Source organism: Candidatus Pantoea multigeneris (assembly GCF_011752615.1).
Taxonomy (GTDB): Bacteria; Pseudomonadota; Gammaproteobacteria; order Enterobacterales; family Enterobacteriaceae; genus Pantoea; species Pantoea multigeneris.
Genome location: NZ_VWXF01000002.1, coordinates 171,379 through 196,518, shown reverse-complemented (window position 1 = coordinate 196,518; position 25,140 = coordinate 171,379). Strand labels below are relative to the sequence as shown.

Below are 25,140 nucleotides of genomic sequence, written 5' to 3'. Positions count from 1 at the left end.
CTGACTGAATGATTAAATTTGCTCACTGCCGTGTTTGCAGCGATTACAGTGGGTGTGTTCACTGCCTGTGGACTAATTTATAGGTTAAATTGATTTCAAATAATTTGATCTTGCTCACATATAATCAATCGTGATTGAATATAATCATAAACGTAATCTGATGGTGCAGCGAACAGGAGAAACGATGGCGCAACCCACATGGCAAACCCCGGTTCTGGTGATTGCCGATGACTTTACCGGTGCCAATGATGCAGGCAGTGGACTGGCTCAGGCCGGTGCCCGAGTGCACGTATTGTTTGATGCCGCGACGGCAGCCAGCACGCAGGCTGCTGATGTGTGGGTGATCAGCACTGACAGCCGGGCCGTAGCGCCCGCTGAAGCCGCTCGCCGCGTGACTGAAGCGCTGCATCACCATCAGCAGGCTGCGGATCGTGGTTGGATCTTCAAAAAAATCGACTCCACGTTGCGCGGTAATGTCGGCGTTGAAATCGCCGCCGCACTCAGCAGCAGTAGCAAACAGTTAGCGCTGGTCGCGCCTGCGGTGCCCAAACTGGGGCGGATTACTCGCCACGGAGAAGTGCTGATTGATGGCGTTGCGCTGACCGAAACCGAATTTGCCAGCGATCCCAAAACGCCAGTGATGAGTAGCCGGGTACTGACTCAGCTCCAGCTGCCGGGCGAGGTGCTTTCCCGTGCACAGTTAAAACAGCCGGATTTGGCCCAGTGGCTTTCCCGTCAGCAAGGTGTTGTGGTGGTGGATGCTGAAGACGAAGCCGACCTCTCGTTGCTGATTGCCGCTGCGGCGCAGTTATCTCCGACGCCGCTATTGGTTGGGGCCGCAGGCTTAAGCGATGCCTTAGCGCGGCAGTCTGGTCAGGACGCTGTGCGACCTGTCACAGCTCAGCCCGCCGCCGTAAAACGGCCTCAGCCGGTGCTGGCGGTGATTGGTTCTATGAGCCTCAGTGCGCAGCAGCAGATCGCTCAACTGGCAAGGCTGCGTGACATCACGCTGGTGGATATCGATATCACTCAGCTCTTTGCCCAACCGGCGTGGCCGGATAAAGCACACTGGTTTGAGCGTAGCCTGAGCGCGCTACGTCAGGGCCAGCATGTGGTGATTCGTACCTGCCAGCAGGCGGACCAGCGCCACCAGATTGATGCGTTGTGCCAGCAGAACCAGATCACGCGCCAGCAGTTAGGCGAATCTATCTGCCAGTTTCTTGGCGAATTGAGCCAACAGTTATGCCACGCATGCCTGCCTGCGGCGCTTTATCTGTCAGGTGGGGATGTGGCGATTGCTGTCGCCCGGTCATTGGGTGCCAGCGGATTTCAGACAGAGGGGCTGGTGGCGGGATGTGTTCCCCACGGGCGCTTACTTAACAGTGAATTTACCCTGCCGGTGATGACCAAAGCGGGCGGCTTTGGTGATGAAAATACCCTGGTAGAAGCCATTCGTTTTATTGAGGAGAAGTCGAGTGAGTAAAATTATTGCGGTGACCATGGGCGATCCGGCGGGAATCAGCCCGGAGATCATTATTAAATCGCTGGCTGAGGGCGATCTCTCTGGCGCACCGGCCGTTGTGGTTGGCTGTGCGAGCACGCTGCGCCGCATTCTGGCGCTGAATATCACGCCACAGGTTGAACTGCGCGTGGTGGATAATGTGCAGCAGGCACACTTTGCGCCAGGTATTCTGAATGTCATCGATGAGCCACTGGCTAATCCTGAGGCGTTGAAGCCGGGTGTTGTGCAGAAAGAGGCGGGCGATCTTGCCTGGCGCTGCATCAAGCGTGCCACGGAACTGGCCATGGCCGGAGATGTGCATGCCATCGCAACTGCGCCGCTGAACAAAGAAGCGCTGCACTCTGCCGGTCATATCTATCCGGGGCATACCGAACTGCTGGCGCACCTGACCAACACCAAAGATTACGCGATGGTGCTGTATACCGATAAGCTGAAAGTGATTCACGTCACCACGCATATTGCACTGCGCAAGTTCCTGGATACGCTGAACTGCACCCGTATCGAAACCGTGATCGGCATGGCGGATGCGTTCCTGCGCCGCGTTGGTTTTGAAAACCCACGTATCGCCGTGGCGGGAGTCAATCCACACGCCGGTGAGAATGGCCTGTTTGGTGATGAAGAGATCACCATCGTAGGACCTTCTGTTAAAGCGATGCAGGCCAAAGGCCTTAATGTTTCCGGCCCTTGCCCGCCAGATACTGTGTTCCTGCAATGCCAGGAAGGGCAGTACGATATCGTGGTGGCTATGTACCACGATCAGGGGCATATCCCACTGAAATTACTTGGTTTTTACGATGGCGTAAACATTACCGCTGGCCTGCCATTTATTCGTACTTCTGCCGATCATGGCACCGCTTTCGATATCGCCTGGACAGGAAAAGCGAAGTCTGAGAGCATGGCAATCTCCATCAAACTCGCGATGCAGCTTGCTTAAGGATATATGAAGGGACAAAGTCGCCTTGACCAGATTATGGACTATTTAAAGAGCCATAATCTGGTGACCGTTGACCAACTGGTGAGTGCAATTTCTGCCTCACCAGCGACCATTCGACGGGATTTGATTAAGCTGGACAAGGAAGGTGTCGTTAGCCGCAGCCACGGCGGTGTCACGCTGAACCGGTTTATTCCCAATCAGCCCACTACGCAGGAAAAATCCCAGCGTCACCTGGCAGAAAAGCATGCTATTGCGGTGAAAGCGGCCAGCTTTGTCCGTAGCGGTGATGCGATTGTGCTGGATGCCGGTACCACGATGCTGGAACTGGCGCGGCAGTTGACGCACTTGCAATTACGGGTGATCACGGCTGACCTGCACATTGCGCTGTTCTTGTCTGAATTCAAACAGATTGAAGTGACGATCATTGGCGGACGCATTGATGACTCCAGCCAGTCATGCATTGGCGAACATGGTCGCCGCATGCTGCGCACCATCAATCCGGATATCGCGTTTGTCAGCTGTAACTCCTGGAGTCTGGAGCGCGGCATTACTGCGCCAACCGAAGAGAAAGCAGGGTTGAAGCACGATCTGCTGATGAACGCCCGGCGGCGTATTCTGCTGGCAGACAGCAGCAAATATGGCTCGTGGTCGCTGTTCTGTGCCGCTCCGCTCGATAAACTCACGGATATTGTCACTGACTGCCATCTGGATGAAACAGTCGGGCGTAGCCTGAGCGAGCGCGGCATCGCGCTGACCCTCACGCGCGAAGGTTGAACAATTTAACGTCATAGTGATCCGGCACTAAATCTTGTATCATATGCCGCCTCAATTGTGCCGGGCAGCTGGGTGAGCGCGCCCGTGCTCCTGTCGGTTCGTCATACCGGCTACGTGAATTATCAGCAGTGCCGCCTGCGGCGCTGCCCCAACTGAAGAACTCACTGATGTCTATTGCTCTCTTTTTAGAAGAGGTGGCTCGCCGCCGCACCTTCGCGATCATCTCGCACCCGGATGCCGGTAAGACCACCATCACCGAGAAGGTGCTCCTGTTCGGACAGGCGATTCAGACCGCCGGAACGGTAAAAGGCCGTGGATCCAACCAGCATGCAAAATCTGACTGGATGGAGATGGAGAAACAGCGTGGGATCTCGATTACCACCTCGGTGATGCAGTTCCCGTATCGTGACAGCCTGGTCAACCTGCTGGATACCCCAGGGCACGAAGACTTCTCCGAAGATACCTACCGTACCTTAACGGCGGTTGACTGCTGCCTGATGGTGATCGATGCCGCGAAAGGCGTCGAAGATCGTACCCGTAAGCTGATGGAAGTTACCCGTCTGCGCGATACCCCGATCATCACCTTTATGAACAAACTTGACCGCGACATCCGCGATCCGATGGAGCTGCTGGATGAAGTTGAAAGCGAGCTGAAGATCGCCTGCGCGCCAATCACCTGGCCTATCGGCTGCGGCAAGCTGTTCAAAGGGGTTTACCACCTCTACAAAGATGAAACCTATCTTTATCAGACCGGTAAAGGTCACACCATTCAGGAAGTGCGTATCGTTAAGGGGCTGAATAACCCGGATCTCGATGCTGCCGTGGGTGAAGAACTGGCTAGCCAGCTGCGTGATGAGCTGGAACTGGTGCAGGGTGCTTCCCATGAGTTTGATCACGACCTGTTCCTGAGCGGCGAAATTACCCCGGTATTCTTTGGAACCGCATTGGGTAACTTCGGTGTTGATCATATGCTGGATGGCCTGGTTGACTGGGCGCCAACCCCGATGCCACGCGTAACTGATTCGCGTACCGTTGAAGCGAAAGAGGAGAAGTTCTCTGGTTTCGTGTTCAAAATTCAGGCCAATATGGACCCGAAACACCGCGACCGCGTAGCGTTTATGCGTGTAGTGTCAGGTAAATATGAAAAAGGCATGAAGCTGCGCCAGGTGCGTACCGGTAAAGACGTGGTGATCTCTGACGCGCTGACCTTTATGGCTGGCGACCGTTCCCACGTTGAAGAAGCTTACCCTGGCGACATCATCGGTCTGCATAACCACGGCACCATTCAGATCGGCGATACCTTCACCCAGGGTGAGAACATGAAGTTCACCGGTATTCCGAACTTCGCCCCAGAGCTGTTCCGTCGTATCCGCCTGCGCGATCCTCTCAAGCAGAAACAGCTGCTGAAAGGGTTGGTACAGCTGTCGGAAGAGGGTGCGGTTCAGGTATTCCGTCCGGTACACAACAACGATCTGATCGTTGGGGCCGTCGGGGTGCTGCAGTTTGATGTGGTCGTGGCGCGTCTGAAAAGCGAATACAACGTTGAAGCGATTTATGAAGCGATCAACGTTTCAACCGCACGTTGGGTTGAGTGCAGCGATGCGAAGAAATTCGACGAGTTCCAGCGTAAAAACGAGGTTAACCTCGCGCTGGATGGCGGCGATAACCTGACCTACATCGCGCCAACGATGGTGAACCTGAACATCACCCAGGAACGCTATCCAGAAGTTGTGTTCCGCAAAACCCGTGAACACTAATCAGCCGTCATCCTTCGCGCCACAGGTGCGTTGGCTGTCCTCGCTCACCCCGGTCACATACTAAAGTATGCTCCCGGGGATTCGCTGCGGAGCCGCCTTCCTGTGACACGAATGATTTAGGCTGATGATATTTGTGCGTAAAGGCATAAATGACTGGAAAAGCAGCGTTGGCGTAGCCGCCTTCCTGTGACATGAATGATTTGGGCTGATGATATTTGCGCGTTAAGACGTAAATAAATCGGCTGGTGTGATGGGTGTCAAAGCCAGGCGTAACGGGCCATTCAGTAATGAATGGCCCGTTTTTATTCCGATACAGACTGTTCCTAAAACCGCTGCATTTTCCCTTTTTTGGCGAGTTTTCAACCACTCCAGCCAGCAAAAACACCAATAGCATCTATGATTAGTTCTGTCGGACGGCAAAAACGCTGCCGTCCAGTAACGCAGTGACGCCGTTTGTTGCTGCCGCTTTCAGCTTGAAAGCCAATAACACTGACAGAAGGAATTTATCGATGAATAAGACCAAAATTACTCAGACTCTGATGGCCGTGATGGTAGGTAGTGCATTGCTGAGCGGAAGTGCGCTGGCAGCAACCGAATCCACCTCTAGCTCACTGGGAAATAAAATCGATAGTTCAGCGAATAAAGTCAGCAGCTTTATGGGTGACAGCTCTGTCACCGCAAAAGTTAAAGCCGCGCTGGTCGATGACAATGCGATTAAAAGCACGGACATTTCAGTCGCCACAGAAAAAGGTGTGGTGACCCTGAGCGGTTTTGTGACCTCTCAAAGCCAGGCAGAAGCGGCGGTAGCCGTAGCGCAAAAAGTTGAGGGCGTGAAATCAGTTAGCGACAAACTTCACGTGCGTGACAGTAAATCGTCCTCGTTGAAAGGTTATGCGGGTGATGCCGCAACAACCAGCGAAATAAAGGCTAAACTTTTAGCTGATGACATCGTTCCATCACGCAACATCAAAGTTGAAACCACCGATGGAGTCGTACAGTTGTCAGGTACTGTTACTACCAAAGCACAGTCGGACCGTGCAGAAAGCATTGCCAAGGCCATTGAAGGCGTGAAAAGCGTTAAAAATGACCTGACGGTGAAATCTTAACGGTGTGCAGGTGCGCCGGGTTCTGACTGGCGCACCATTACAGAAAACCCATGTCGGGGATGGAATAAGCAATTCAATTCCAATAGGTTAAGGAGAAGCTTATGTTTCGTTGGGGTATTATCTTTTTGGTTATCGCTCTCATCGCTGCGGCATTAGGATTCGGCGGACTGGCGGGTACAGCAGCATGGGCAGCTAAACTTGTCTTTGTGGTCGGTATTATCATATTCCTTGTTAGCCTGTTTACCGGGCGTAAAAGACTCTGACTAACCACGACAGCTCCACTGCATTAAGCATACAGCGGAGACCAGTTATCGGCAGCCACATATCAAGTAACAAGGCCGTTACGCTGTTGGCTGCGATGGAAAACCGCGCGCTCTTGCGCGGTTTCCGGTCTGAGGGATTAAATAACTGGTTCTCCGGGATGCTTAACCTCATCTAATCCGTTATCAGTATCCCCGAGAGAGCCCGCACGATTAGGGGATGATCTTGGGTACTCGCATTCCAGTGACGCTGGGGGCTATTGAGCCTCTGGCGCTGTTGCCGTTTAAAGCCAGAAAAATAGCGTTGGTGTGTGAAGGCGGTGGGCAGCGCGGTATTTTCACCGCCCCGGGGTGCTGGATGAATTTCAGCGCGAAAAATTTAATCCCTTTTCCCTGTTCATTGGCACTTCCGCTGGCGCACAAAATCTCTCGGCCTTTGTCTGTGGCCAAAAAGGCTATGCCCGGCGCGTGATTACGCGTTACACCACTAACAAACTTTTTTTCGATCCCCTGCGTTTTGTACGCGGTGGTCATCTGATCGATCTCGACTGGTTGGTGGATATCACCAGCAGTGAGCTACCGCTGGCAGTGGATGTGGCACACGGCCATTTTGATGCGGGGCGCGAGTTCTACATGTGCGCCTGTCGCAGCGATGATTACACGCCAGCTTACTTCTCGCCGCATCAGGGAAACTGGCTGGATTACATCCGCGCTTCCAGTGCGATTCCCGGTTTTTACCGTTCAGGCGTTGAGCTAGAGGGCGTGAATTACCTGGATGGTGGGATTAGCGATGCGATTCCGGTGCGAGAGGCGGCGCGACGTGGTGCAGATACCATCGTGGTGATCAGAACCGTCCCTTCCCAAACGTTTTATACGCCCAAATGGTTTAAGCGGATGGAACGTTGGCTAGAGAGCAGCATGCTGCAACCGATGGTGCGCATCGTGCAGCAGCATGAAGAGAGCTACCGTGAGATTCAGCAGTTCATTGAAGACCCGCCGGAGAATCTGCGCATTATTGAGATCTATCCGCCGCACCCGTTGGCCAGCAGTGCGCTGGGTAGCCGTGTGAACGCGCTCAATCATGACTACCATCTGGGGCGGCGCTGTGGACGCTATTTCCTCGCGACTATGGGACAGTGGTTAAGCGATGCGGAAATCGCCTCGCCAGTGCGAGTCACACCGCCTGCGCCCGTGGCTAATGCACCGGATAATCGGCCAATTATGACGCCGGAAGTGGCGGATAACGATGCCGATTATGATGCAGGGTCGTTAGCATGAAGTTTATCGACACCCATTGCCATTTTGATTTTCCCCCGTTTATCGATGATGTCGCTGGCAGCATCGCCCGGGCCGCCGCCGCCGGCGTGGAGCGGATTATTATCCCGGCAGTTGAGGCCAGCCGTTTTGCCACGGTCAGCCAGCTAGCGCAGCAGCATGATGCGCTGTACGCCGCGTTGGGACTGCATCCAATTGCGATTGCGCGCCATCAGGACAGCGACCTCGATGCGCTGGAGACCTGTTTGCAATCCCCCGACAGCAAACGGGTAGCGATTGGTGAAGTTGGGCTGGATCTTTATATGCCGGAGCCGCAGTTTGAGCGGCAGAAATGGCTGCTCGAAGCGCAGCTAAAACTGGCGAAAAAGTATGATTTGCCGCTGATTTTGCACTCGCGCCGCACGCACGATCAGTTGGCGTTGTTACTGCGCCGCCACCAGGTTGCGCGTTGTGGTGTGGTGCACGGTTTTGCGGGCAGTCTGCAACAGGCTCAGGCCTTTATCAAACTGGGGTATGCCATCGGGGTAGGGGGCACCATCACTTATGAACGTGCCAGTAAAACCCGTCAGACGATTGCGCAGTTGCCGCTCTCAGCCCTGTTGCTGGAAACCGATGCACCAGACATGCCGCTGAATGGCTTCCAGGGGGAGCCTAACCGGCCTGAACGGGCGCGCAATGTGTGGCAAACGCTGTGTGAGCTGCGCCCGGAAGCCCCTGAGGTGATTGCCGAGGCGTTGTGGCATAACAGCCAGCGGTTGTTTACGCTGTCATGAAAAGTGCGATGGGTTGTGATAAAAATCACATATAATTGAATCATATTACGCTGATTTACCGTCTCATGTGATTATGATCGCAAAATGTCGGCGTAAAATTGTTAGAATTATCACATCTCGTTCTGCTCTGTGGAGAGTTTCATGACTGATATTACCGCTGCGGCGCGCCGCGCCCTGCAACTGATGGATTTGACCACCCTGAATGACGACGACACCGACGAAAAGGTGACGGCGCTGTGCCATCAGGCCAAATCCGTGGTCGGCAATACCGCTGCAATCTGCATCTATCCACGCTTTATTCCCCATGCGCGTAAAGTGCTGCGTGAGCAGGGGACGCCGGAGATTCGTATTGCCACCGTCACCAACTTCCCCCACGGCAACGATGACCTTGAGATTGCGCTGGCCGAAACCCGCGCGGCGATCGCCTATGGTGCCGATGAAGTGGATGTGGTGTTCCCGTATCGCGCCCTGATTGCCGGTAACACGCAGATCGGTTTCGATCTGGTGAGCGCCTGCAAAACCGCCTGTGCCGAAGCGGGCGTACTGCTGAAAGTGATCATTGAAAGCGGCGAGCTGAAGCAGGAGGCGCTGATTCGTCAGGCGTCCGAAATCGCGATTGAAGCAGGCGCTGATTTTATCAAAACCTCTACCGGTAAAGTGCCGGTTAACGCGACGCCAGAAGTGGCAGAAATCATGCTGACGGTGATCCGTGATAAAGGTGTAGCGCAGCAGGTCGGCTTTAAGCCTGCTGGCGGCGTGCGTACCGCAGAAGATGCCGCACTCTACCTGCAACTGGCCGATCGTATCCTTGGCAGCGAATGGGCAGATGCACGTCACTTCCGCTTTGGCGCTTCCAGCCTGTTGGGTAGCTTGCTCAAGACATTGGGTGTCGCCACCGAAACCGCTCAGAGCGGCTACTGATTGACGGCGCGGCAACCGTGCCGCGCCAACCTCTCCTTTGCAACCAGGGGGCAACCTTGTTCCTGCCGCAAGAAATTATTCGGAAAAAACGCGACGGACAGCCATTAAGTGAAGCCGAAATTCGCTTCTTTATTAACGGCGTGCGTGATAACAGCGTTTCAGAAGGACAGATCGCCGCGCTGGCGATGACCATCTTTTTCCACGATATGAATCTGGAAGAGCGGGTCGCATTGACGATGGCGATGCGTGACTCCGGCCAGGTGCTGAACTGGCAATCCCTCCACCTGAACGGGCCGGTCGTGGATAAGCACTCAACGGGTGGCGTAGGTGATGTCACTTCACTGATGCTCGGGCCGATGGTCGCAGCCTGTGGTGGCTACGTGCCCATGATCTCGGGTCGTGGTTTGGGCCACACCGGCGGCACGCTGGATAAGCTGGAAGCGATTCCTGGGTTTGATATCTTCCCCAGCGATGAACGTTTTCGCCAGATCATTCAGCAAACCGGGATTGCCATCATCGGGCAGACCAACTCGCTGGCTCCAGCGGATAAACGTTTTTACGCGACGCGTGATATCACCGCCACGGTGGATTCTATTCCCCTGATCACCGCGTCCATTCTCGCGAAAAAACTGGCCGAAGGGCTGGATGCGCTGGTGATGGATGTGAAGGTTGGCTCGGGCGCGTTTATGCCTGACTTTGCCTCCTCCGAACAGTTGGCGCAGGCGATTGTGGGCGTGGCGAACGGTGCGGGCTGTAAAACCACCGCACTGCTCACGGACATGAATCAGGTGCTGGCTTCGAGTGCCGGTAATGCACTGGAAGTGCGGGAAGCAGTTGCGTTTCTTACCGGAGATTACCGCAATCCTCGCTTGGCTGAAGTCACTCTGGCACTGAGCAGTGAAATGCTGATTTCGGGTGGCCTGGCAGCGAATGAGCAGCAGGCGCGATCTCAGCTGCAACAGGTGCTGGATAATGGCCGCGCAGCGGAAGTGTTTGCACAAATGGTGGCGGCGCAGAAAGGCCCAAGTGACTTTATTGAGCGTATCGACAGCTATTTGCCGGCACCGGTAATGAGCAAAGCGGTGTACGCCGATGTGCCCGGTATTGTCTCCGGCATGGACACCCGTGCGCTGGGTATGGCGATTGTGGCGCTCGGCGGTGGCCGCCAGCGCGCCAGCGATAGCATCGATTACAGCGTGGGCCTGAGTGACATCATTACGCTGGGTGAACGCGCAGATAACCAGAGGCCGCTGGCCGTGATCCATGCCGCCAGCGAAAACGCCTGGCATGACGCAGCGCGTGCGGTGAAAGCGGCTGTGAAGCTGAGCGAGCAGCCATTAGCCGCACAGCCGATCATCTATCGCCGAATTACAGCCTGACGGGCTGGTGTTTAAGCCTCATCCGCTGAGGTGACGCTAACTAAGAAAATCCATCGTGGTTTGCTAACGCAGGAACACCTTTGAACTCAGCCGGTTAGCGTCAGTTTCATCCGGTTAATGAGGTGCAGCGGCGCCCTGACTTAAGCGGGGAGCGTGCCAGGCAACAGCCATTCGGGTATACTGATCTGATCGCTTTTTTTTGACTTGTCACGCGCGGTCGCGCAGGAGACTTGCATGAAACGTGCTTTTATCATGGTGCTCGATTCCTTTGGAATCGGCTCCAGCAAAGACGCCGCTAAGTTCGGCGATGAAGGTTCCGATACGCTTGGACACATTGCGCAAGCCTGTTTTGACGGGCAAGCGAATGTGGGGCGTCAGGGGCCGCTACACCTGCCTAATCTGACTTCTCTCGGGTTGGCGAAAGCCGCTGAGCTCTCCACCGGAAAAATCCCGGCGGGCATGGATGCACAGGCTGAAATCAAAGGGGCTTATGCTTATGCCCGTGAGATCTCCTCCGGCAAGGACACCCCTTCTGGACACTGGGAAATTGCCGGTGTTCCGGCGCTGTTTGACTGGGGTTACTTCAGTGATAAACAAAACAGCTTCCCGCAAAAACTGCTGGATGAGTTGGTCGAGCGGGCAGAATTACCGGGCTATCTCGGTGACTGTCACGCTTCCGGTACGGTGATTCTGGAGCAACTGGGCGAAGAGCATATGAAAACCGGTAAGCCGATTTTCTATACCTCTGCCGATTCGGTGTTCCAGATTGCCTGCCACGAAGAGACGTTTGGCCTCGATCGTTTGTATGCACTGTGCGAGCTGGCGCGTGAAATTCTGACGCGTGACGAAGCGGAGTATGGCTTGATTGGCCGTGTCATTGCTCGTCCATTTGTGGGCACCGGCGCCCATGATTTCCAGCGCACCGGAAATCGCCACGATCTGGCGATTGAGCCACACTCGCCTACCATGATGAAGAAGCTGGTTGATGAGCAGGGGGGCGAGGTGATCTCGGTGGGGAAAATTGCCGATATCTATGCCGAGCAGGGTATCACCAAAAAGGTGAAAGCCACCGGGCTGGATGCGCTGTTTGACGCCACCATTGCCGAGATGAAAACGGCACCGGATCAGTCGATTGTCTTCACCAACTTCGTGGATTTTGACTCCGCATGGGGCCATCGCCGCGATGTACCAGGCTATGCGGGTGGGTTAGAGCTGTTCGATCGTCGCTTGCCAGAGCTGATGGCGCTGGTAAAAGAGGGGGATATTTTAATCCTCACCGCCGATCACGGCTGTGATCCAAGCTGGCCGGGCACCGAGCATACGCGTGAGCACGTTCCTGTGCTGATCTACGGTCCGCAGGTAAAACCCGGATCGCTGGGAGAGCGCGAGACGTTTGCGGATATCGGCCAGACCGTTGCGCACTACTTTGGCCTGTCCGCGATGGACTACGGCACCAACATGCTGTAAAACAGCCCACCAATTTTTATAAGGAACAATACAATGGCAACTCCGCACATTAATGCAGAACTGGGTGACTTCGCGGACGTAGTACTGATGCCTGGCGATCCCCTGCGTGCTAAGCACATCGCAGAAACTTTCCTGGAAGATGCGGTTGAAGTGAACAACGTGCGCGGCATGTTGGGTTACACCGGAACTTACAAGGGCCGTAAAATCTCGGTGATGGGCCACGGTATGGGCATCCCATCTTGCTCAATCTACACCAAAGAGCTGATCACCGATTTCGGCGTGAAGAAGATCATTCGCGTGGGTTCTTGTGGCGCAGTACGCGCTGACGTGAAACTGCGTGACGTCGTGATCGGTCTGGGTGCCTGCACCGATTCCAAAGTGAACCGTATGCGTTTCAAAGACCACGATTTCGCAGCCATTGCCGATTTCGATATGGTGCGTCACGCGGTGGATGCGGCTAAAACCCTGGGCGTTGATGCACGCGTGGGCAACCTGTTCTCTGCCGATCTGTTCTACAGCCCGGACCCAGAGATGTTCGACGTGATGGAGAAGTACGGCATCCTCGGCGTCGAAATGGAAGCAGCGGGCATCTACGGTGTTGCTGCTGAGTTCGGTGCTAAAGCCCTGACCATCTGCACCGTGTCGGATCACATCCGCACCCACGAGCAGACCACGGCAGCAGAACGCCAGACCACCTTCAACGATATGATTAAAATCGCGCTGGAGTCGGTGCTGCTGGGCGACTAATCACGCCTTGTGAGCGGTAAAAACCCCGTGATCTTCGCTGATTGCGGGGTTTTTTGAAAAAATATGGCTCATTGTGTAGTGGTATTTTCTGACGATCACAATGGAACTGTCGAAAAAGTCATATAGGTTTTTAATCCAGAAGGGCGCTGCACGCCACGCGGATCAGACAGGAAAGGAATACGAAAATGGGGTGTACTGGAAATTTTTATTGTCCATCTGACACCATCTATGAACTGAAAGTGAACAACGTCCCCCTCTGAAACGGCATTTTTAAATACGCCTGAAACGTATTCACCACCAACATGGGCAATATCAATCACCCCTTGCTCACGGCTGACCAAGGCAATGGTCAGAGACTCTTCAAACAGGATGTCATCAGTGGTAAAGATTAAACATCTGTCATCATCTGTACTAAAAGCCGCTTCCAGTATCTTTCCCGATACCAGTATGCCAGAGGATCTGCCGTTAAAATAAATCTCTGATCTCGCCTGCGAAAACTCGGTTTGCCCGAAGTGTTCAACAAGGGACAATGTGCTGAGCTGTTGCATAATTATCTCCAAAAATACCCCATTTCCCATGCGGCTAGCGCACCACCGATAAACCCACCGATGAGAACACAAACGGGTGCTCCTGGGCCACATATTAGTCCCGCAACCATGCCTCCAGTGGCACCGCCTGCAATACCAGCGCTATTGATTGCCAACTGGCGTCCCGTTTCTTTGACCTTATCATCAGACGCATAAATTTCGTACAGGGATACAGCGATTGAAAGGACGACAAGCCCCTTTCCCAACCGAGAGAGCTTGAGCATTCTGAGATTAACCTGGGGATTTGATCTACCCGCAGATTCAACGATACTGGCATAGACCTGATTTTTCTGAGTCTGGGAGAGCAGATTGAAATTTGCACTTGGTCCGAACAGAGAGAGGGCTTTTTTAGCCACTAATTCATTAAGTGTTTTACCTGAAGACTTCATCTGTTGAGCCATTGCACGTCCGAGAGGGGTACTCCGGGTTCGGACCAAATCCATGATCAAATTACGTGTTTCCTGAGCTTGCTTCGCGGCCTGCTCCCAGCTGATGAGGCCAATGTTTGCTCTTGATCGGAGATCTTCAGCCATCTCTTTAATGCGTTTTGCATACTCCAGACGTAAACGAGGATCAATTAATAGGCGCGCAGCGGCAGCAGATATGTCTCCCTGAAGCGCATTTAAAACAGATTCAAACTGCTCACGTCCATGACTGTTTACTGAGTTTAATAGAGAAGTATCCATTTGCGTTTCCTTTAATCATTCACGCAGCACAAGGCTGAGAATTTAGTCTGTGGGGTGATACAGGGTAAGTTCGCCACGCCGGAGCCGGAGCCGGAGCCGGACATGGCAGGTGGCGACGGCTGATTCTATTGGGCAAACTCAAGACCTTCTCTATAACCTTCCGCAATGAGTTGTTCGGCAATAGTCATCAGTGCTTAATCTTTTCGATATCGCTGTCTGAGAGGCCAATAAGGTCCTGGATGGTGCGGATATCCATACCTTGTAGTAAAAGTCGCAGCACTATCTTTTCGACTGTTTCTTCACAAGCTTCCTGTTTACCTTCCTGTTTTAGTTGCTCTGCAATAGTCATCAGTCGCTGTTTGTTCCTCGGCGATTAAAGATACAAACATTATCAATAAAAACAGACATATACATTAGCGGAACGCGTAAGAACGGCTGAAAAAAGACGGGTCTTGGCCCCATTTCGCGCCTGGCGAAATGGGGGGAGGAATAATTAATAGCGGTGATAACTGCGCTGTGCGCTGGTGACTTTAGACAAGTAACGGCGTGATTCAGCGGAAGGGTGCTGATTAATCAGGGTTTGATACACCGCTCCTGGCGGCATGTTGTTAATGGTCGCAAACGCCTGCGCTTTATCGCTGGAGAACACGCGCAGCACGCTGCCTGCGCCGCCGTTGTAGGCGGTGATCATCGCGAAGCGTCGTGAGGTTGGGTCCTGAATGCCGCTCAGATAGCTATTTTGCAGCAGCGAAAGATAGGCAGCACCGGCATCAATGTTATTGGCCGGATCGAGCAGATAGCTACGACTTGGCTGGCCCCATTTGCCTTTCATGCGGAACACATCAACGCCCGCGGTATGCTGCACCACCTGCATCAGCCCCAGCGCATCGGCATTGCTGACCGCATAGGGGTTAAAGCTCGATTCCACCTGCATAATCGCCAGAATCAGCGAGGCATCAACGCCATACTGCTCGGCGGCTTTACGCACCAGCGGCAGGTATCGGTGTGCTCGCTTATCAAGGTGGTTTGGCACCATCGCAATGGTGACGGAGTAGATCACATGCAGCCCAACGGTGCGGCGTTGTAGCTTGTTCTGAATCAAATAGTCAGCAAAGTTGGCGGCTCGCCCCTGCCAGCGAATCGGCTGGCCGGTGTTATCCAACACTTCGCCATACAGCATCGGCTCTTTACTGATCTGAATATCGTTGGCGTCTGAATAGAGGTCAACGTTGCCGGGGTTATCACCAATCAGCAAGGTGGTGACAATTGCCTGACGCAGGCTGGCCATCGGGTCAGTGCCGGAAATAGTCTCAATGGTGATGCTACCCGACTCAAAGTTAATGTGGCTGCGGGTGTAATAGTTATCAGAGTACTTAACGTAGTCTTTTGGTCCGGCGATCAGGACTTCGTTAATCCCCCAGATATTCTCAATGTTGTGGGCGAACTGGCCCATCAGGATATCGAAGCCGTTGGTATCCTTGACCCACTCTTCACTGTATTTAGGTTTTTTGTTGCCAGAACAGGAAACCAGTAAAGGGGCAATGACCATCAAAGCAATCAGTTTTTTATTCATTCGCAATGCGTGCCTGGCCTGAAAAGAGGGCCGCAAACTGCGGCCCAGAAATTATGCTTCGGGTGGGGTATAACCATCGATGTGAACGTCTTTACCCTCGAACAGGAAATTGACCATCTCCTGCTCCAGTACCTTACGGTCGCCGGGGTTCATCATGTTGAGTTTCTTTTCATTGATCAGCATGGTTTGTTTTGCCATCCACTTCGACCAGGCTTCTTTCGAGATGTCGTTGTAGATGCGCTTGCCGATATCACCAGGGTAGAGCTGAAAATCCTGGCCTTCAGCTTCACGTTGCAGGTAGGTACAGAAAATGGTGCGACTCATAACTCTTCCTCTTCGGTCATGCCCAGTTGCAGGGGATGACGTAGTTCATTTAACAGACGTTCAACCGGCGCGGCCAGCCCAACTGACGGTGGTTGCGCTAAGTTATACCAGAGCGCGTCCGCTTCATCCATCAGCGACCCGGCAGAAGGCCATGACAGCCACATTGGGACGATATCGAGATGGAAATGGCTAAAGGTATGGCGAAACGCAGTGAGTTGCTGCGGCCGCGAATGAATGCCGTGCGCGTGCAGCCAGTCATACATGGCGGCCTCAGTGCTGAACTGCGGGAAGCAGAACAGTCCGCCCCACAGGCCCACCGGTGGGCGCTGCTGCAACCACACGTCGTCTTCATGCTGAATCATCAGGAACCAGCCGCTGCGCTCGGGCAGCGTCTGCTTCGGTTTCTTACCGGGATAGCTCGCCCAACTCTGATTAGCATAGGCGACACAGTCGTTGCTCAGGGGACAGATTTCACACTTAGGACGTGAACGGGTACACACCATCGCCCCTAAATCCATCATCGCCTGATTAAACTGGCTGACACCTTGTGCGGGGGTGACCTCTTCACTGATGCGCCACAGGCGGTTTTCCACCTCCTTTTTCCCCGGCCAGCCAGCGACGGTATAGCAGCGAGCCAGCACGCGTTTTACGTTGCCATCAAGAATCGGGAAGTGTTGCCCCATAGAGAGTGAAAGCACAGCTCCGGCGGTAGAACGCCCAACGCCAGGCAGTGCGGCGACATCATCAAAATTACGTGGGAACTCGCCCTGATGCTTATCAACCACCTGCTTCGCCGCTTTATGCAGATTACGCGCGCGCGCATAATAGCCAAGGCCAGTCCACAGGTGCAGCACTTCATCCAGCGGAGCTGCCGCCAAATCCGTGACAGTAGGAAAACGCGCCATAAAGCGTTCAAAATAAGGAATGACAGTAGCCACCTGGGTCTGCTGCAACATCACTTCGGACAGCCAGACTTTATACGGTGTTTTTTCCTGCTGCCATGGCAGGGTTTTACGGCCAAAGCGCTGATACCAGTCCAGCACCTGTTGCGCGAACTGCGGCGCTTGCATCATAAGGAGGAATTTTTCCGTGGTTTATCTACACTCAGGCAGGCATTCCAGCACAGACCACTACAGGAGTAAACCGGAAGAGTGCCAGGACTTGCTTCTGTTCATTAACTTTGCATAATGCCCGTTTCCAGATCGGGTTAACCAGCAGGCTTGAAGATGATTAATGACGTTATCACCCCAGAATATGATGAGAACGGGCGGCCATTACGCCGTATCCGCAGCTTTGTACGCCGTCAGGGACGCTTAACCAAAGGGCAGCAGCAGGCGCTCGATCTCTACTGGCCAGAAAAAGGGGTAGAGTTTCAGTCGGAGCCGCTGGACATTCCCGCGCTGTTTGGCCGCGAGGCACCGTTGGTGCTGGAGATCGGTTTTGGCATGGGTGCCTCTCTGGTGACCATGGCGCAGAACAATCCGCATCAGGATTTTCTTGGGCTGGAAGTGCATCTGCCAGGCGTAGGTGCCTGCTTAGGCTCAGCCAAAGAAGCGGGTGTTGAGAACCTGCGTGTGATGTGCCACGACGCGATTGAAGTGCTGGAAAAAATGATTCCAGACAACTCACTGAACATGGTGCAGTTATTCTTCCCGGACCCGTGGCATAAAGCGCGTCACAATAAACGCCGCATTGTGCAGGTGCCTTTTGCCGATCTGGTGAAGCGTAAGCTGAAACTGGGTGGCGTATTCCACATGGCAACGGACTGGGAAGATTACGCGACCCACATGCTGGAAGTGATGAGCAGCATTGAAGGCTATCACAATCAGTCTGCCACGAAAGACTATGTGCCACGCCCGGACAGCCGTCCACTGACCAAATTTGAGCAGCGTGGCCATCGCCTTGGGCACGGCGTTTGGGATCTGATGTTTGAACGCATTAAGTGATTCCAGGTCTAACGCTCACCGCTGAGAGTTAAAGGAGAGACCATGGTTCGTAAAGCGTTAGTTGTTGGCCTGCTGCTGGTAGCCGCGCAGGCACAGGCGGCATATGAGTGTCCGGTGAAGCCACAGGATGATGTGGTGATCAAACCGGATAGCGTGCAGGTGGTAGGCGCGAACGGCAATTTGCAGATTTCTCCGCGTGGTGATGTGCGCTTCAACGGCCAGCCGGTAAACATCAGCCCGGCAGCGCGTCAGCAGGCGTTGGATTATCAGGATGGATTGCGTCGCGATCTGCCCTGGATTGATAACGGGGCTAAATCGCGGCTGGAGAAAGGCCGGATTGCGCTGGATCGGGTGATTGTCGAGAAGCTAGGGCCAAACAGCCACGTCCGTGAGCGTTTAACGACGCTGGATGGTCAGCTGAAGCAGCAGATGAATCGTATCATCGAGCAGCGTAGCGATGGCCTGACGTTCCACCACGCTGCCATTGAGCAAGTGCGTGCGGATGGCGAACGCCTGGTGCAGAGCACCATGGGCGGCGTTTTACAGGACAGCCTGAATGAGATGGGCACTCGCCAGACCGCCAGCGGAGATAATCCGCTCCAGGCCATTATGGGTAACCTGGGCGGCTTGCAGCAGTCGATTCAGGCGGAGTGGAGCAATCAGGAGCAGGATTTCCAGAATTTCGGTCATGAAGTGTGTAATCGCGTGACGCGACTGGAAGATCAGCGCAAAGGATTGATGCGCGCTATCCCGCGATAATATCAACGGCCCGTTAAACCGGGCCGTTTGCTTTTCAGCGCTGCATCCCCCAGCGTTTAATCGTCAGTTTTTCCAGCGTAGAGAACACCAACGCATCCACCAGCAATCCGATAATGATCACCGCTGCCAGCCCGGCAAAGACGCGGTCGGTATACAGTTCGTTGCGATTCTGGAAGATATACCAGCCCAATCCACCCTGCCCACTGGAGGCCCCAAACACCAGTTCTGCGGCAATCAGCGTACGCCAGGAGAAGGCCCAGCCAATCTTTAGCCCTGAGATAATCGAGGGCAGCGCCGCAGGAATTAAAATATGCCAGACATAGCGCAACCCACTCAGGCCGTAGTTGCGTCCTGTCATGCGCAGTGTTTCTGACACGCCCATAAAGCCGGTGTAGGTGTTAAGCGCCATTGGCCACAGCACTGAGTGAATCAGCACAAAAATCAGGCTGTTGTTGCCAAGGCCGAACCACAGCAGCGCCACGGGCAGCAGTGCAATGGCGGGCAGTGGGTTAAGCATGGCGGTGAGTGAGGAGAGCAGATCGCGCCCAATACGTGTTGATACCGCCAATGCGCTGAGACTCAGGGCCAGTACTGTGCCAATCACATAGCCTTTGATTAACGTGCTGAGCGAGATGGCGACTTTGGCGGGTAGCTCACCGCTGAGGGTATCTTCAACAAACGCGTGAATCACCTGCACCAGGCCTGGCAACATCAGATCGTTGTTCTGCCAGCGAGCGCCCGCTTCCCACAGCAGTGCGAGCACCAGCAGCAGTAAGGTTTTGCGCAGCGGTGCAAAGTTCCACAGGCGTTGTGTGAGGGGCAGCGGTTGTGCGAGTTGAACGTCGCCAATCGGCTCCAGCTCTTTGAGATATTCCGGGCGAACCGGCGGATGTGAATGTTCAGTCATGGGATTATCCGTTAACCGAGGCCAGCGACACGGGGCGTGGTGCGCTAGCGGTGTTGATAGCCACTGGTGGCGTAAACAGCAGATCGTGAATACGGCGCGCAGCGGCCTGGAAATTCTCGCTGCCCTCTTCATGGCGATCAAACTGGTGGCTGTTCAGTTCCGCTCGTACCCGACCAGGATGGGGCGAGAGCAGCAGAATGCGGTTCCCCACCAGCAACGCCTCTTCGATGGAGTGGGTCACGAACAGCAGCGTAAAGCGCACCTCTTCCCAGAGTTCCATCAGTTCGAACTGCATTTTTCTGCGCGTCAGAGCATCCAGGGCGGCAAAGGGCTCATCCATCAGCAGTATGCTGGGTTTCATCGCCAGCGCCCGGGCGATAGCCACGCGGGCTTTCATACCACCTGACAGCGTGTGCGGCCAGGCATCGGCAAAATCGGCCAGCCCGACTTTTTCCAGGTAGTGTAGCGCCTGTTCTCTGGCCTCTTTTTTGCCGAGCTTGCCGGTGACGCGCAGCGGGAAAGCGACGTTATCAGCCACACTTTTCCACGGGGGAAGCTGGTCAAACTCCTGGAATACCATCATGCGATCGGGGCCGGGAGCCGTAATGGTTCGGCCCTCCAGCGTGATATCTCCGCTCACGGCAGGTAAGAAGCCCGCCACGGATTTCAGCAGGCTCGACTTACCGCAGCCTGACGGCCCGAGCAGCACAAAGCGGTCTGCCGGGTAGACATCAAAGCTGACGTCATGGGTGGCGCGAACCCGACGCTCTGGCGTGACGTACTCCAGATTTAGCTGGTTGACGCGCAGCAGCGGGTGGCTGTTTTCATTGGTCTGAATGCTCATGATAGTTTCCCAGGCCGGCTCAGCTGCCGTTGACGAGGTGTGGGTCTGCGAAGAAATAATCCTTCCAGGATTGTGGGTTGTTTTTGATGGCTCCCACGCGATAGAGGAACTGCGCCATCGAAAGGGTATTTTCCGGTTCGATGGTGAATTTCACTTCCGGGTTTTTCAGGATTTTGATCAGCAGGTTGCGGTCGATTTTCGAGTTGTTGACGCGAATAAAGGCATCAGCGGCTTCTTCCGGGTGAGCGGCACTCCATTTCGCGGCTTCATCCAGCGCGGCAACAAACGCGCGATAGGTGCGTGGGTTCTCGTCATGGAATTTTTGCGTGGTGTAGAGCACCACGGGTGTCGTCGGGCCACCGGCGACGGTGTAGGAGTTGAGTACGATGTGTGCTTTCGGGTTAGCCGCCAGTTCCTGTTCCTGGAAAGGGGAGTTACCGAAGTGCGCATTGATTTCAGTGCCGTTGCTGATGATGGCGGCAGTGGCATCCGGGTGTGGTACAGCGACCTGGAGTTTATCGAGACGGTTGTAGTTCTTGTCACCCCAGAGTTGGGCCGAGGCCATTTGCAGGGTACGAGACTGTGCTGAAACGCCTACCGCAGGAATAGCGATGCGATCTTTTTCCGTGAAGTCGGCGATGGTTTTGACTTTCGGGTCGGTGCTGATCAGATAGTAAGGGAACTGTCCGGTGGTGGTAATCGCACGGACGTTCTGGCGGCCTTTGGTGCGGTCCCACAGGGTGAACAGCGGGCCTGTGCCAGCACCCGCCACATCCACCGATCCTGAAAGGAGCGCTTCATTAACGGCTGCTCCGCCTGAGAGCTGGCGGTAATCGACTTTAATATCCAGGCCTTCGGCCTTGCCCTGTTTTTCAATCAGGTGTTGATCCTGTGCCACGTTAAGCAGCAGATAGACAATACCGAACTGCTGAGCGATGCGAATTTGACCTTCAGCATTGGCGGCAAAAGGCAGGCCGAGCGTCGCTAATAACAGGCTGGCAGCGGTGAGTTTGGTGGCCAGTTTTTTACCTGAGCCTTGCGGTTGTTTATTTTTATTTTTCATATTGCATCTTCATTTTTAATTGGTGAGATATTCAGGTCCGCACCTGATGTTTTTAAGCGACACAGAACCTGCCCGAAGTGGGCAATGGAAACAGGTGGTTAATGAGATGCAGCATAGGAAATTGGCGTTTTCAGGTAAATACTGTTTGCCTATAACTTATATGCGGAAGTTATGTGCTTCTGGCAATCATTTATCGATGGATTTAATTTTTCTTCTTATATACGCGTAATTAAAGGCGGCAATGGAATTTCCATTAAATAGATATGCTTAATATGAGAATGGATTGCTGAATTAGTTGTTAGTGATGGCAGTGAATGCCGCTTCCAGCTCGGTGGTAAGGTCAGACAATGGGGGCTATGACTGCTCGGAAAGATCGCTCCATGCCGATCTGGCCCGACGTCCATGTCGGGCAAGCACTCGCTGTCATAGCCCCCATCATCTTCCCACCAGGCAGCCGTGTTGCTGTCAGAAGCCTGTGCGGTTTGAGGTCATTGCGAGGGCGTTTCAGGCAACTGGGCTTACTCTTCCGCCAGGAACAGCTCCAGCAGCGAGTTGAGGAACAGCTTACCTTTATGGGTAATCTGCCACTCTTCGGTACTCTCGCTGATATAGCCAGCCTGTAACGCTTCATCTAACTGAGGGCGAATCACGGACTCATCCAACCCGGTATACCGCGTAAACTCGGCGCGGGGAGCGGCTTCCAGCAGGCGGAAACGGTTCATAAAGAACTCGAACGGCTTATCGGCATCGGCAACATCATGCTGCTTATCCATATACTTGCCCGCCATAAATCCACGCGGATGCCGCGTTTTCACGGTGCGTACAATCCGGCCATCGGGCTGGGTTAACTTGCCGTGTGCGCCGCAGCCAATGCCGAGATAATCGCCGAAACGCCAGTAGTTAAGGTTGTGCTCGCAGCGATAACCCGGTTTGGCATACGCCGAGGTCTCATACTGCTCGTAGCCTGCCGCTGTCAGCAACTGGTGACCCTGCTCAAAAATATCCCACAGGGCATCATCATCCGGCAGCACCGGCGGACGCGAGGCGAACAGCGTATTCGGCTCGATGGTCAGCTGATACCAAGACAGATGCGGAGGATTCAGGGCAATCGCCTGACGTAAATCGTCCAGCGCTTCTTCAATCGACTGATCCGGTAAACCGTGCATCAGGTCGAGATTGAAACTGCGCAGACCCAACGCGGCGGCAAGATGTGCAGCCCGTTTGGCTTCATCCGGGCCATGAATTCGTCCCAAGCGCTCCAGTTTCTGCGGGCTAAAACTCTGCACACCGATGGAAATACGGTTAATTCCAGCCTTTTGATAACCGCTAAAACGATCGGCCTCAACTGTGCCAGGATTGGCTTCCATCGTGATCTCAGCATCTGCCGCCAGCGGCAGACGTGCGCGCACGCCATCCATCAAGAACTGCATGGCGTTGCTGCTCAGCAGGCTTGGCGTGCCACCACCGATAAAAATGGTGCGCACTTCGCGGCCCTGTGTCAGCGGTAAATCCTGTTCCAGATCGTCCAGCAGGTGCTGCACATATTCCATGTGCGGCACCTCACCTTTCAGGGCATGGGAGTTAAAATCACAATAGGGGCACTTCTGAACACACCACGGAATGTGAATATACAGACTTAACGGAGGTAACTCAGGCATTGCGCATCGCATCCAGTAACAGCGTCAATGCTTTACCCCGGTGAGAAACGGCCCGCTTCTCATCTTTACTTAACTCTGCGGCGCTTTTACCCAACGCAGGCACGTAGAAAACAGGATCGTAGCCGAAGCCACCGGAACCCGCAGGCGTGTGGGCAATCTCACCTTCCCAACTGCCGTGGAACACCAGCGGAGTCGGATCAGCCGCATGGCGCACATACACCAGAACACAGTGGAACTGTGCCTGGCGCTCGCCATCTGGCACGGCTTTTAATGCGTCCAGCAACTTCAACAGGTTCTGCTCATCACTGGCATCTTCACCAGCATAGCGCGCCGAATAGATGCCCGGCGCGCCACCCAGCGCATCAACAGCCAGACCAGAGTCATCCGCAATTGCCGGTAAGCCGGTTTGCTGCGCCGCATGGCGGGCTTTCAGAATCGCATTCTCAATGAAAGTCAGGCCGGTCTCTTCTGCGGATTCAACGCCCAAATCGGTCTGCGCGACGATATCCAGACCAAAGGCGGACAGCAGGTCCGCCAGTTCACGTACTTTGCCGGGGTTTCCGGTCGCAAGGACTACTTTTTGCATAACAGTTCCAGACATTACAGCGCTAACCACAGGCCCTGGAACAGGTCCATGCCAAGGTAGTTCAACGCATACAGAATCAGAATCACCACCATCGCGGAAAAATCGATACCGCCCATGGCAGGTAACACGCGACGAATCGGTGCCATTAACGGCTCCGTCAGTTGGATCAACACATAATCAATTGGGCTACGGCCCTGGCTTATCCAGCTCAGCAGGGAGCGGATGATAATGACCCAGAACACCAGACTACCGGCGGCTTTTAACAGAGAAATCAGGCCAAACAGCAGGTTATAAACCGAAATGGCAAAGTCACCGGACTGCACCAACATCAGCACTGGGTACTTAATGGTGGTCAGGACAAAGGCTAACAGCACCGAAGCGGTGTCGATTGGACCGATGGCCGGAATAATGCGGCGCAGGGGTTTAATGACGGGCTGGGTCAGCTTCACCACAAACTGGGCGAGCGGATTATAAAAGTCACAACGCGACCACTGCATCCAGACTCGCAGCAGTAAAACCATCACATAGAGATCGATCAGCGTCTTGACTAAAAACGTCAGTGTTAACATGGATGTCCTCAGTTATTGTTGTACGGAGCCCGTATAATCACGAGCGCCAAAAATAGCGGTACCGATACGCACCATCGTGCTGCCTGCGTCGATGGCAGCATCCATATCATCGCTCATGCCTAAAGAGAGCGTATCAATGGTGGCAAAGTCCTGTTTCAGGGCGTTGAACGCAGCGGCCATCTGTTGGCATACCGCCAACTGACGCGTGTAATCACTCTCCGGTGCGGGAATGGCCATTAGCCCACGTAAACAGAGGTTAGGCAGTGCTGCGACCTGCTGAGCCAGCGCTGGTAACGCCTCCAGCATGATGCCAGATTTGCTGTTCTCGTCACTGATATTTACCTGAATTAACACATTCAGCGGTGGCAGATGTGACGGGCGCTGATCGCTCAGACGCTGGGCGATGCGCAACCGGTCTACGGTATGACACCAGGCAAAATTCTCAGCCACCAGACGGCTTTTATTGGACTGTAACGGTCCAATAAAATGCCACTCAATGCCTTGAGATGCGGCCAGCGCCTGCACTTTTTCAACCCCTTCCTGCACGTAATTCTCGCCAAAGGCCTGCTGCCCGGCGGCAATCGCTTCTACGACGGCGCTCGCAGGTTTGGTTTTGCTCACGGCAAGTAAAGTAATTTCCTGCGGATCGCGCCCGCAACGCTGCGCAGCGGCGCTAATACGCTCGCGCAGATGCTGTAAGTTGTGCTGGATTGAGGTCATAGT

General features: G+C 54.2%; 26 protein-coding genes and 1 pseudogene. 14 read left to right on the top strand and 13 right to left on the bottom strand.

Features of this window, described 5'->3' with window-relative positions; all coding sequences use genetic code 11:
* Window positions 1-184: 184 nt before the first annotated feature.
* The 12 genes and pseudogenes from dtnK (at window position 185) to deoD (ending at window position 12,915) form a co-directional block, all read left to right on the top strand.
* On the top strand, window positions 185-1,483 hold the full coding sequence (dtnK, locus tag F3J40_RS06385) for a D-threonate kinase (RefSeq protein WP_167013058.1): 1,299 nt from the start codon (window positions 185-187) through the stop codon (window positions 1,481-1,483).
* Window positions 1,476-2,456, top strand: coding sequence for a D-threonate 4-phosphate dehydrogenase (locus F3J40_RS06380; RefSeq protein WP_017347641.1), 981 nt, complete (start codon window positions 1,476-1,478; stop codon window positions 2,454-2,456). Before dtnK ends, F3J40_RS06380 begins: the two co-directional genes overlap by 8 nt.
* Window positions 2,457-2,462: 6 nt before the next feature.
* Window positions 2,463-3,230 (top strand): DeoR/GlpR family DNA-binding transcription regulator, encoded by a 768-nt coding sequence (locus F3J40_RS06375; RefSeq protein WP_167013056.1) that lies wholly within the window; start codon window positions 2,463-2,465, stop codon window positions 3,228-3,230.
* Between the two features lie 167 nt (window positions 3,231-3,397).
* Complete coding sequence (gene prfC, locus F3J40_RS06370) at window positions 3,398-4,987, top strand: peptide chain release factor 3 (RefSeq protein WP_167013054.1); 1,590 nt, start codon at window positions 3,398-3,400, stop codon at window positions 4,985-4,987.
* Window positions 4,988-5,496: 509 nt separating this feature from the next.
* Window positions 5,497-6,093, top strand: a complete 597-nt coding sequence (gene osmY, locus F3J40_RS06365; protein WP_017347644.1) for a molecular chaperone OsmY — start codon at window positions 5,497-5,499, stop codon at window positions 6,091-6,093.
* Window positions 6,094-6,194: 101 nt separating this feature from the next.
* On the top strand, window positions 6,195-6,356 hold the full coding sequence (locus F3J40_RS06360) for a DUF1328 domain-containing protein (protein WP_167013052.1): 162 nt from the start codon (window positions 6,195-6,197) through the stop codon (window positions 6,354-6,356).
* Window positions 6,357-6,579: 223 nt separating this feature from the next.
* Window positions 6,580-7,631, top strand: a pseudogene (locus F3J40_RS06355) (patatin-like phospholipase family protein).
* Complete coding sequence (locus F3J40_RS06350; RefSeq protein WP_167013050.1) at window positions 7,628-8,401, top strand: TatD family hydrolase; 774 nt, start codon at window positions 7,628-7,630, stop codon at window positions 8,399-8,401. The pseudogene F3J40_RS06355 and the gene F3J40_RS06350 overlap by 4 nt, the downstream one beginning before the upstream one ends.
* Before the next feature lie 141 nt (window positions 8,402-8,542).
* Window positions 8,543-9,322: a deoxyribose-phosphate aldolase gene (gene deoC / locus F3J40_RS06345; RefSeq protein WP_167013048.1), complete on the top strand. Its 780-nt coding sequence runs from the start codon at window positions 8,543-8,545 to the stop codon at window positions 9,320-9,322.
* Window positions 9,323-9,378: 56 nt separating this feature from the next.
* Complete coding sequence (deoA, locus tag F3J40_RS06340) at window positions 9,379-10,701, top strand: thymidine phosphorylase (RefSeq protein WP_167013046.1); 1,323 nt, start codon at window positions 9,379-9,381, stop codon at window positions 10,699-10,701.
* A gap of 234 nt (window positions 10,702-10,935) precedes the next feature.
* The gene (gene deoB, locus F3J40_RS24730; RefSeq protein WP_205297233.1) at window positions 10,936-12,168 is read left to right on the top strand and encodes a phosphopentomutase; all 1,233 of its coding nucleotides are present in this window, start codon (window positions 10,936-10,938) and stop codon (window positions 12,166-12,168) included.
* 33 nt (window positions 12,169-12,201) lie between these two features.
* Window positions 12,202-12,915, top strand: a complete 714-nt coding sequence (gene deoD, locus F3J40_RS24725; protein WP_017347651.1) for a purine-nucleoside phosphorylase — start codon at window positions 12,202-12,204, stop codon at window positions 12,913-12,915.
* Window positions 12,916-13,010: 95 nt separating this feature from the next.
* On the opposite strand, the gene F3J40_RS06330 is transcribed toward deoD, so the two are convergent.
* The 6 genes from F3J40_RS06330 to mutY form a co-directional block, all read right to left on the bottom strand.
* Complete coding sequence (locus F3J40_RS06330; protein WP_167013044.1) at window positions 13,011-13,463, bottom strand: hypothetical protein; 453 nt, start codon at window positions 13,461-13,463, stop codon at window positions 13,011-13,013.
* 2 nt (window positions 13,464-13,465) lie between these two features.
* Entirely contained in the window at window positions 13,466-14,188 is a 723-nt protein-coding gene (locus F3J40_RS06325) for a hypothetical protein (protein WP_167013042.1), read from the bottom strand.
* A 187-nt stretch (window positions 14,189-14,375) separates the two neighbouring features.
* Window positions 14,376-14,537 carry a hypothetical protein gene (locus tag F3J40_RS06320; protein WP_205297232.1) on the bottom strand — a complete coding sequence of 54 codons (162 nt, stop codon included), beginning with the start codon at window positions 14,535-14,537 and terminating at the stop codon, window positions 14,376-14,378.
* Window positions 14,538-14,681: 144 nt separating this feature from the next.
* A complete protein-coding gene (gene mltC / locus F3J40_RS06315) occupies window positions 14,682-15,761 on the bottom strand; it encodes a membrane-bound lytic murein transglycosylase MltC (RefSeq protein ID WP_167013040.1) in 1,080 nt (359 codons plus the stop codon).
* Window positions 15,762-15,812: 51 nt separating this feature from the next.
* Window positions 15,813-16,085, bottom strand: a complete 273-nt coding sequence (locus F3J40_RS06310) for an oxidative damage protection protein (RefSeq protein WP_017347656.1) — start codon at window positions 16,083-16,085, stop codon at window positions 15,813-15,815.
* Window positions 16,082-17,158 (bottom strand): A/G-specific adenine glycosylase, encoded by a 1,077-nt coding sequence (mutY, locus tag F3J40_RS06305; protein ID WP_167013038.1) that lies wholly within the window; start codon window positions 17,156-17,158, stop codon window positions 16,082-16,084. The genes F3J40_RS06310 and mutY overlap by 4 nt, the downstream gene beginning before the upstream one ends.
* A gap of 153 nt (window positions 17,159-17,311) precedes the next feature.
* Between mutY and trmB the strand changes: the two genes are divergently transcribed.
* A complete protein-coding gene (gene trmB / locus F3J40_RS06300; RefSeq protein ID WP_017347658.1) occupies window positions 17,312-18,031 on the top strand; it encodes a tRNA (guanosine(46)-N7)-methyltransferase TrmB in 720 nt (239 codons plus the stop codon).
* Window positions 18,032-18,073: 42 nt separating this feature from the next.
* Window positions 18,074-18,790 (top strand): YggN family protein, encoded by a 717-nt coding sequence (locus F3J40_RS06295; RefSeq protein ID WP_167013036.1) that lies wholly within the window; start codon window positions 18,074-18,076, stop codon window positions 18,788-18,790.
* Between the two features lie 34 nt (window positions 18,791-18,824).
* Here the strand turns inward: F3J40_RS06295 and F3J40_RS06290 are convergent, their stop codons facing one another.
* The 7 genes from F3J40_RS06290 to F3J40_RS06260 all read right to left on the bottom strand — a co-directional run bounded on the left by F3J40_RS06290 (window position 18,825) and on the right by F3J40_RS06260 (window position 25,137).
* Window positions 18,825-19,697 (bottom strand): ABC transporter permease, encoded by an 873-nt coding sequence (locus tag F3J40_RS06290; protein WP_167013034.1) that lies wholly within the window; start codon window positions 19,695-19,697, stop codon window positions 18,825-18,827.
* Between the two features lie 4 nt (window positions 19,698-19,701).
* Window positions 19,702-20,541 (bottom strand): ABC transporter ATP-binding protein, encoded by an 840-nt coding sequence (locus F3J40_RS06285; RefSeq protein ID WP_167013032.1) that lies wholly within the window; start codon window positions 20,539-20,541, stop codon window positions 19,702-19,704.
* A 19-nt stretch (window positions 20,542-20,560) separates the two neighbouring features.
* Window positions 20,561-21,604 (bottom strand): ABC transporter substrate-binding protein, encoded by a 1,044-nt coding sequence (locus F3J40_RS06280; protein WP_167013030.1) that lies wholly within the window; start codon window positions 21,602-21,604, stop codon window positions 20,561-20,563.
* Between the two features lie 518 nt (window positions 21,605-22,122).
* A complete protein-coding gene (gene hemW / locus F3J40_RS06275) occupies window positions 22,123-23,262 on the bottom strand; it encodes a radical SAM family heme chaperone HemW (RefSeq protein ID WP_167013028.1) in 1,140 nt (379 codons plus the stop codon).
* On the bottom strand, window positions 23,255-23,848 hold the full coding sequence (locus F3J40_RS06270) for an XTP/dITP diphosphatase (RefSeq protein ID WP_167013026.1): 594 nt from the start codon (window positions 23,846-23,848) through the stop codon (window positions 23,255-23,257). The genes hemW and F3J40_RS06270 overlap by 8 nt, the downstream gene beginning before the upstream one ends.
* 14 nt (window positions 23,849-23,862) lie before the next feature.
* Window positions 23,863-24,417, bottom strand: coding sequence for a YggT family protein (locus tag F3J40_RS06265; protein WP_017347665.1), 555 nt, complete (start codon window positions 24,415-24,417; stop codon window positions 23,863-23,865).
* A gap of 12 nt (window positions 24,418-24,429) precedes the next feature.
* Entirely contained in the window at window positions 24,430-25,137 is a 708-nt protein-coding gene (locus F3J40_RS06260; protein WP_167013025.1) for a YggS family pyridoxal phosphate-dependent enzyme, read from the bottom strand.
* Window positions 25,138-25,140: the final 3 nt, after the last annotated feature.

Excerpts from the sequence above, each read along its gene's own strand:
- prfC (WP_167013054.1), top strand. The coding sequence starts at position 3,398 with ATGTCTATTGCTCTCTTTTTAGAAGAGGTGGCTCGCCGCCGCACCTTC.
- F3J40_RS06330 (WP_167013044.1), bottom strand. The coding sequence starts at position 13,463 with ATGCAACAGCTCAGCACATTGTCCCTTGTTGAACACTTCGGGCAAACC.
- F3J40_RS06360 (WP_167013052.1), top strand. The coding sequence starts at position 6,195 with ATGTTTCGTTGGGGTATTATCTTTTTGGTTATCGCTCTCATCGCTGCG.
- trmB (WP_017347658.1), top strand. The coding sequence starts at position 17,312 with ATGATTAATGACGTTATCACCCCAGAATATGATGAGAACGGGCGGCCA.
- F3J40_RS06270 (WP_167013026.1), bottom strand. The coding sequence starts at position 23,848 with ATGCAAAAAGTAGTCCTTGCGACCGGAAACCCCGGCAAAGTACGTGAA.
- F3J40_RS06375 (WP_167013056.1), top strand. The coding sequence starts at position 2,463 with ATGAAGGGACAAAGTCGCCTTGACCAGATTATGGACTATTTAAAGAGC.
- F3J40_RS06310 (WP_017347656.1), bottom strand. The coding sequence starts at position 16,085 with ATGAGTCGCACCATTTTCTGTACCTACCTGCAACGTGAAGCTGAAGGC.
- F3J40_RS06325 (WP_167013042.1), bottom strand. The coding sequence starts at position 14,188 with ATGGATACTTCTCTATTAAACTCAGTAAACAGTCATGGACGTGAGCAG.
- F3J40_RS06295 (WP_167013036.1), top strand. The coding sequence starts at position 18,074 with ATGGTTCGTAAAGCGTTAGTTGTTGGCCTGCTGCTGGTAGCCGCGCAG.
- hemW (WP_167013028.1), bottom strand. The coding sequence starts at position 23,262 with ATGCCTGAGTTACCTCCGTTAAGTCTGTATATTCACATTCCGTGGTGT.
- mltC (WP_167013040.1), bottom strand. The coding sequence starts at position 15,761 with ATGAATAAAAAACTGATTGCTTTGATGGTCATTGCCCCTTTACTGGTT.
- dtnK (WP_167013058.1), top strand. The coding sequence starts at position 185 with ATGGCGCAACCCACATGGCAAACCCCGGTTCTGGTGATTGCCGATGAC.
- mutY (WP_167013038.1), bottom strand. The coding sequence starts at position 17,158 with ATGATGCAAGCGCCGCAGTTCGCGCAACAGGTGCTGGACTGGTATCAG.
- F3J40_RS06260 (WP_167013025.1), bottom strand. The coding sequence starts at position 25,137 with ATGACCTCAATCCAGCACAACTTACAGCATCTGCGCGAGCGTATTAGC.
- F3J40_RS06320 (WP_205297232.1), bottom strand. The coding sequence starts at position 14,537 with ATGACTATTGCAGAGCAACTAAAACAGGAAGGTAAACAGGAAGCTTGT.
- deoC (WP_167013048.1), top strand. The coding sequence starts at position 8,543 with ATGACTGATATTACCGCTGCGGCGCGCCGCGCCCTGCAACTGATGGAT.
- F3J40_RS06285 (WP_167013032.1), bottom strand. The coding sequence starts at position 20,541 with ATGAGCATTCAGACCAATGAAAACAGCCACCCGCTGCTGCGCGTCAAC.
- F3J40_RS06290 (WP_167013034.1), bottom strand. The coding sequence starts at position 19,697 with ATGACTGAACATTCACATCCGCCGGTTCGCCCGGAATATCTCAAAGAG.
- deoB (WP_205297233.1), top strand. The coding sequence starts at position 10,936 with ATGAAACGTGCTTTTATCATGGTGCTCGATTCCTTTGGAATCGGCTCC.
- F3J40_RS06350 (WP_167013050.1), top strand. The coding sequence starts at position 7,628 with ATGAAGTTTATCGACACCCATTGCCATTTTGATTTTCCCCCGTTTATC.
- osmY (WP_017347644.1), top strand. The coding sequence starts at position 5,497 with ATGAATAAGACCAAAATTACTCAGACTCTGATGGCCGTGATGGTAGGT.
- F3J40_RS06280 (WP_167013030.1), bottom strand. The coding sequence starts at position 21,604 with ATGAAAAATAAAAATAAACAACCGCAAGGCTCAGGTAAAAAACTGGCC.
- F3J40_RS06265 (WP_017347665.1), bottom strand. The coding sequence starts at position 24,417 with ATGTTAACACTGACGTTTTTAGTCAAGACGCTGATCGATCTCTATGTG.
- deoD (WP_017347651.1), top strand. The coding sequence starts at position 12,202 with ATGGCAACTCCGCACATTAATGCAGAACTGGGTGACTTCGCGGACGTA.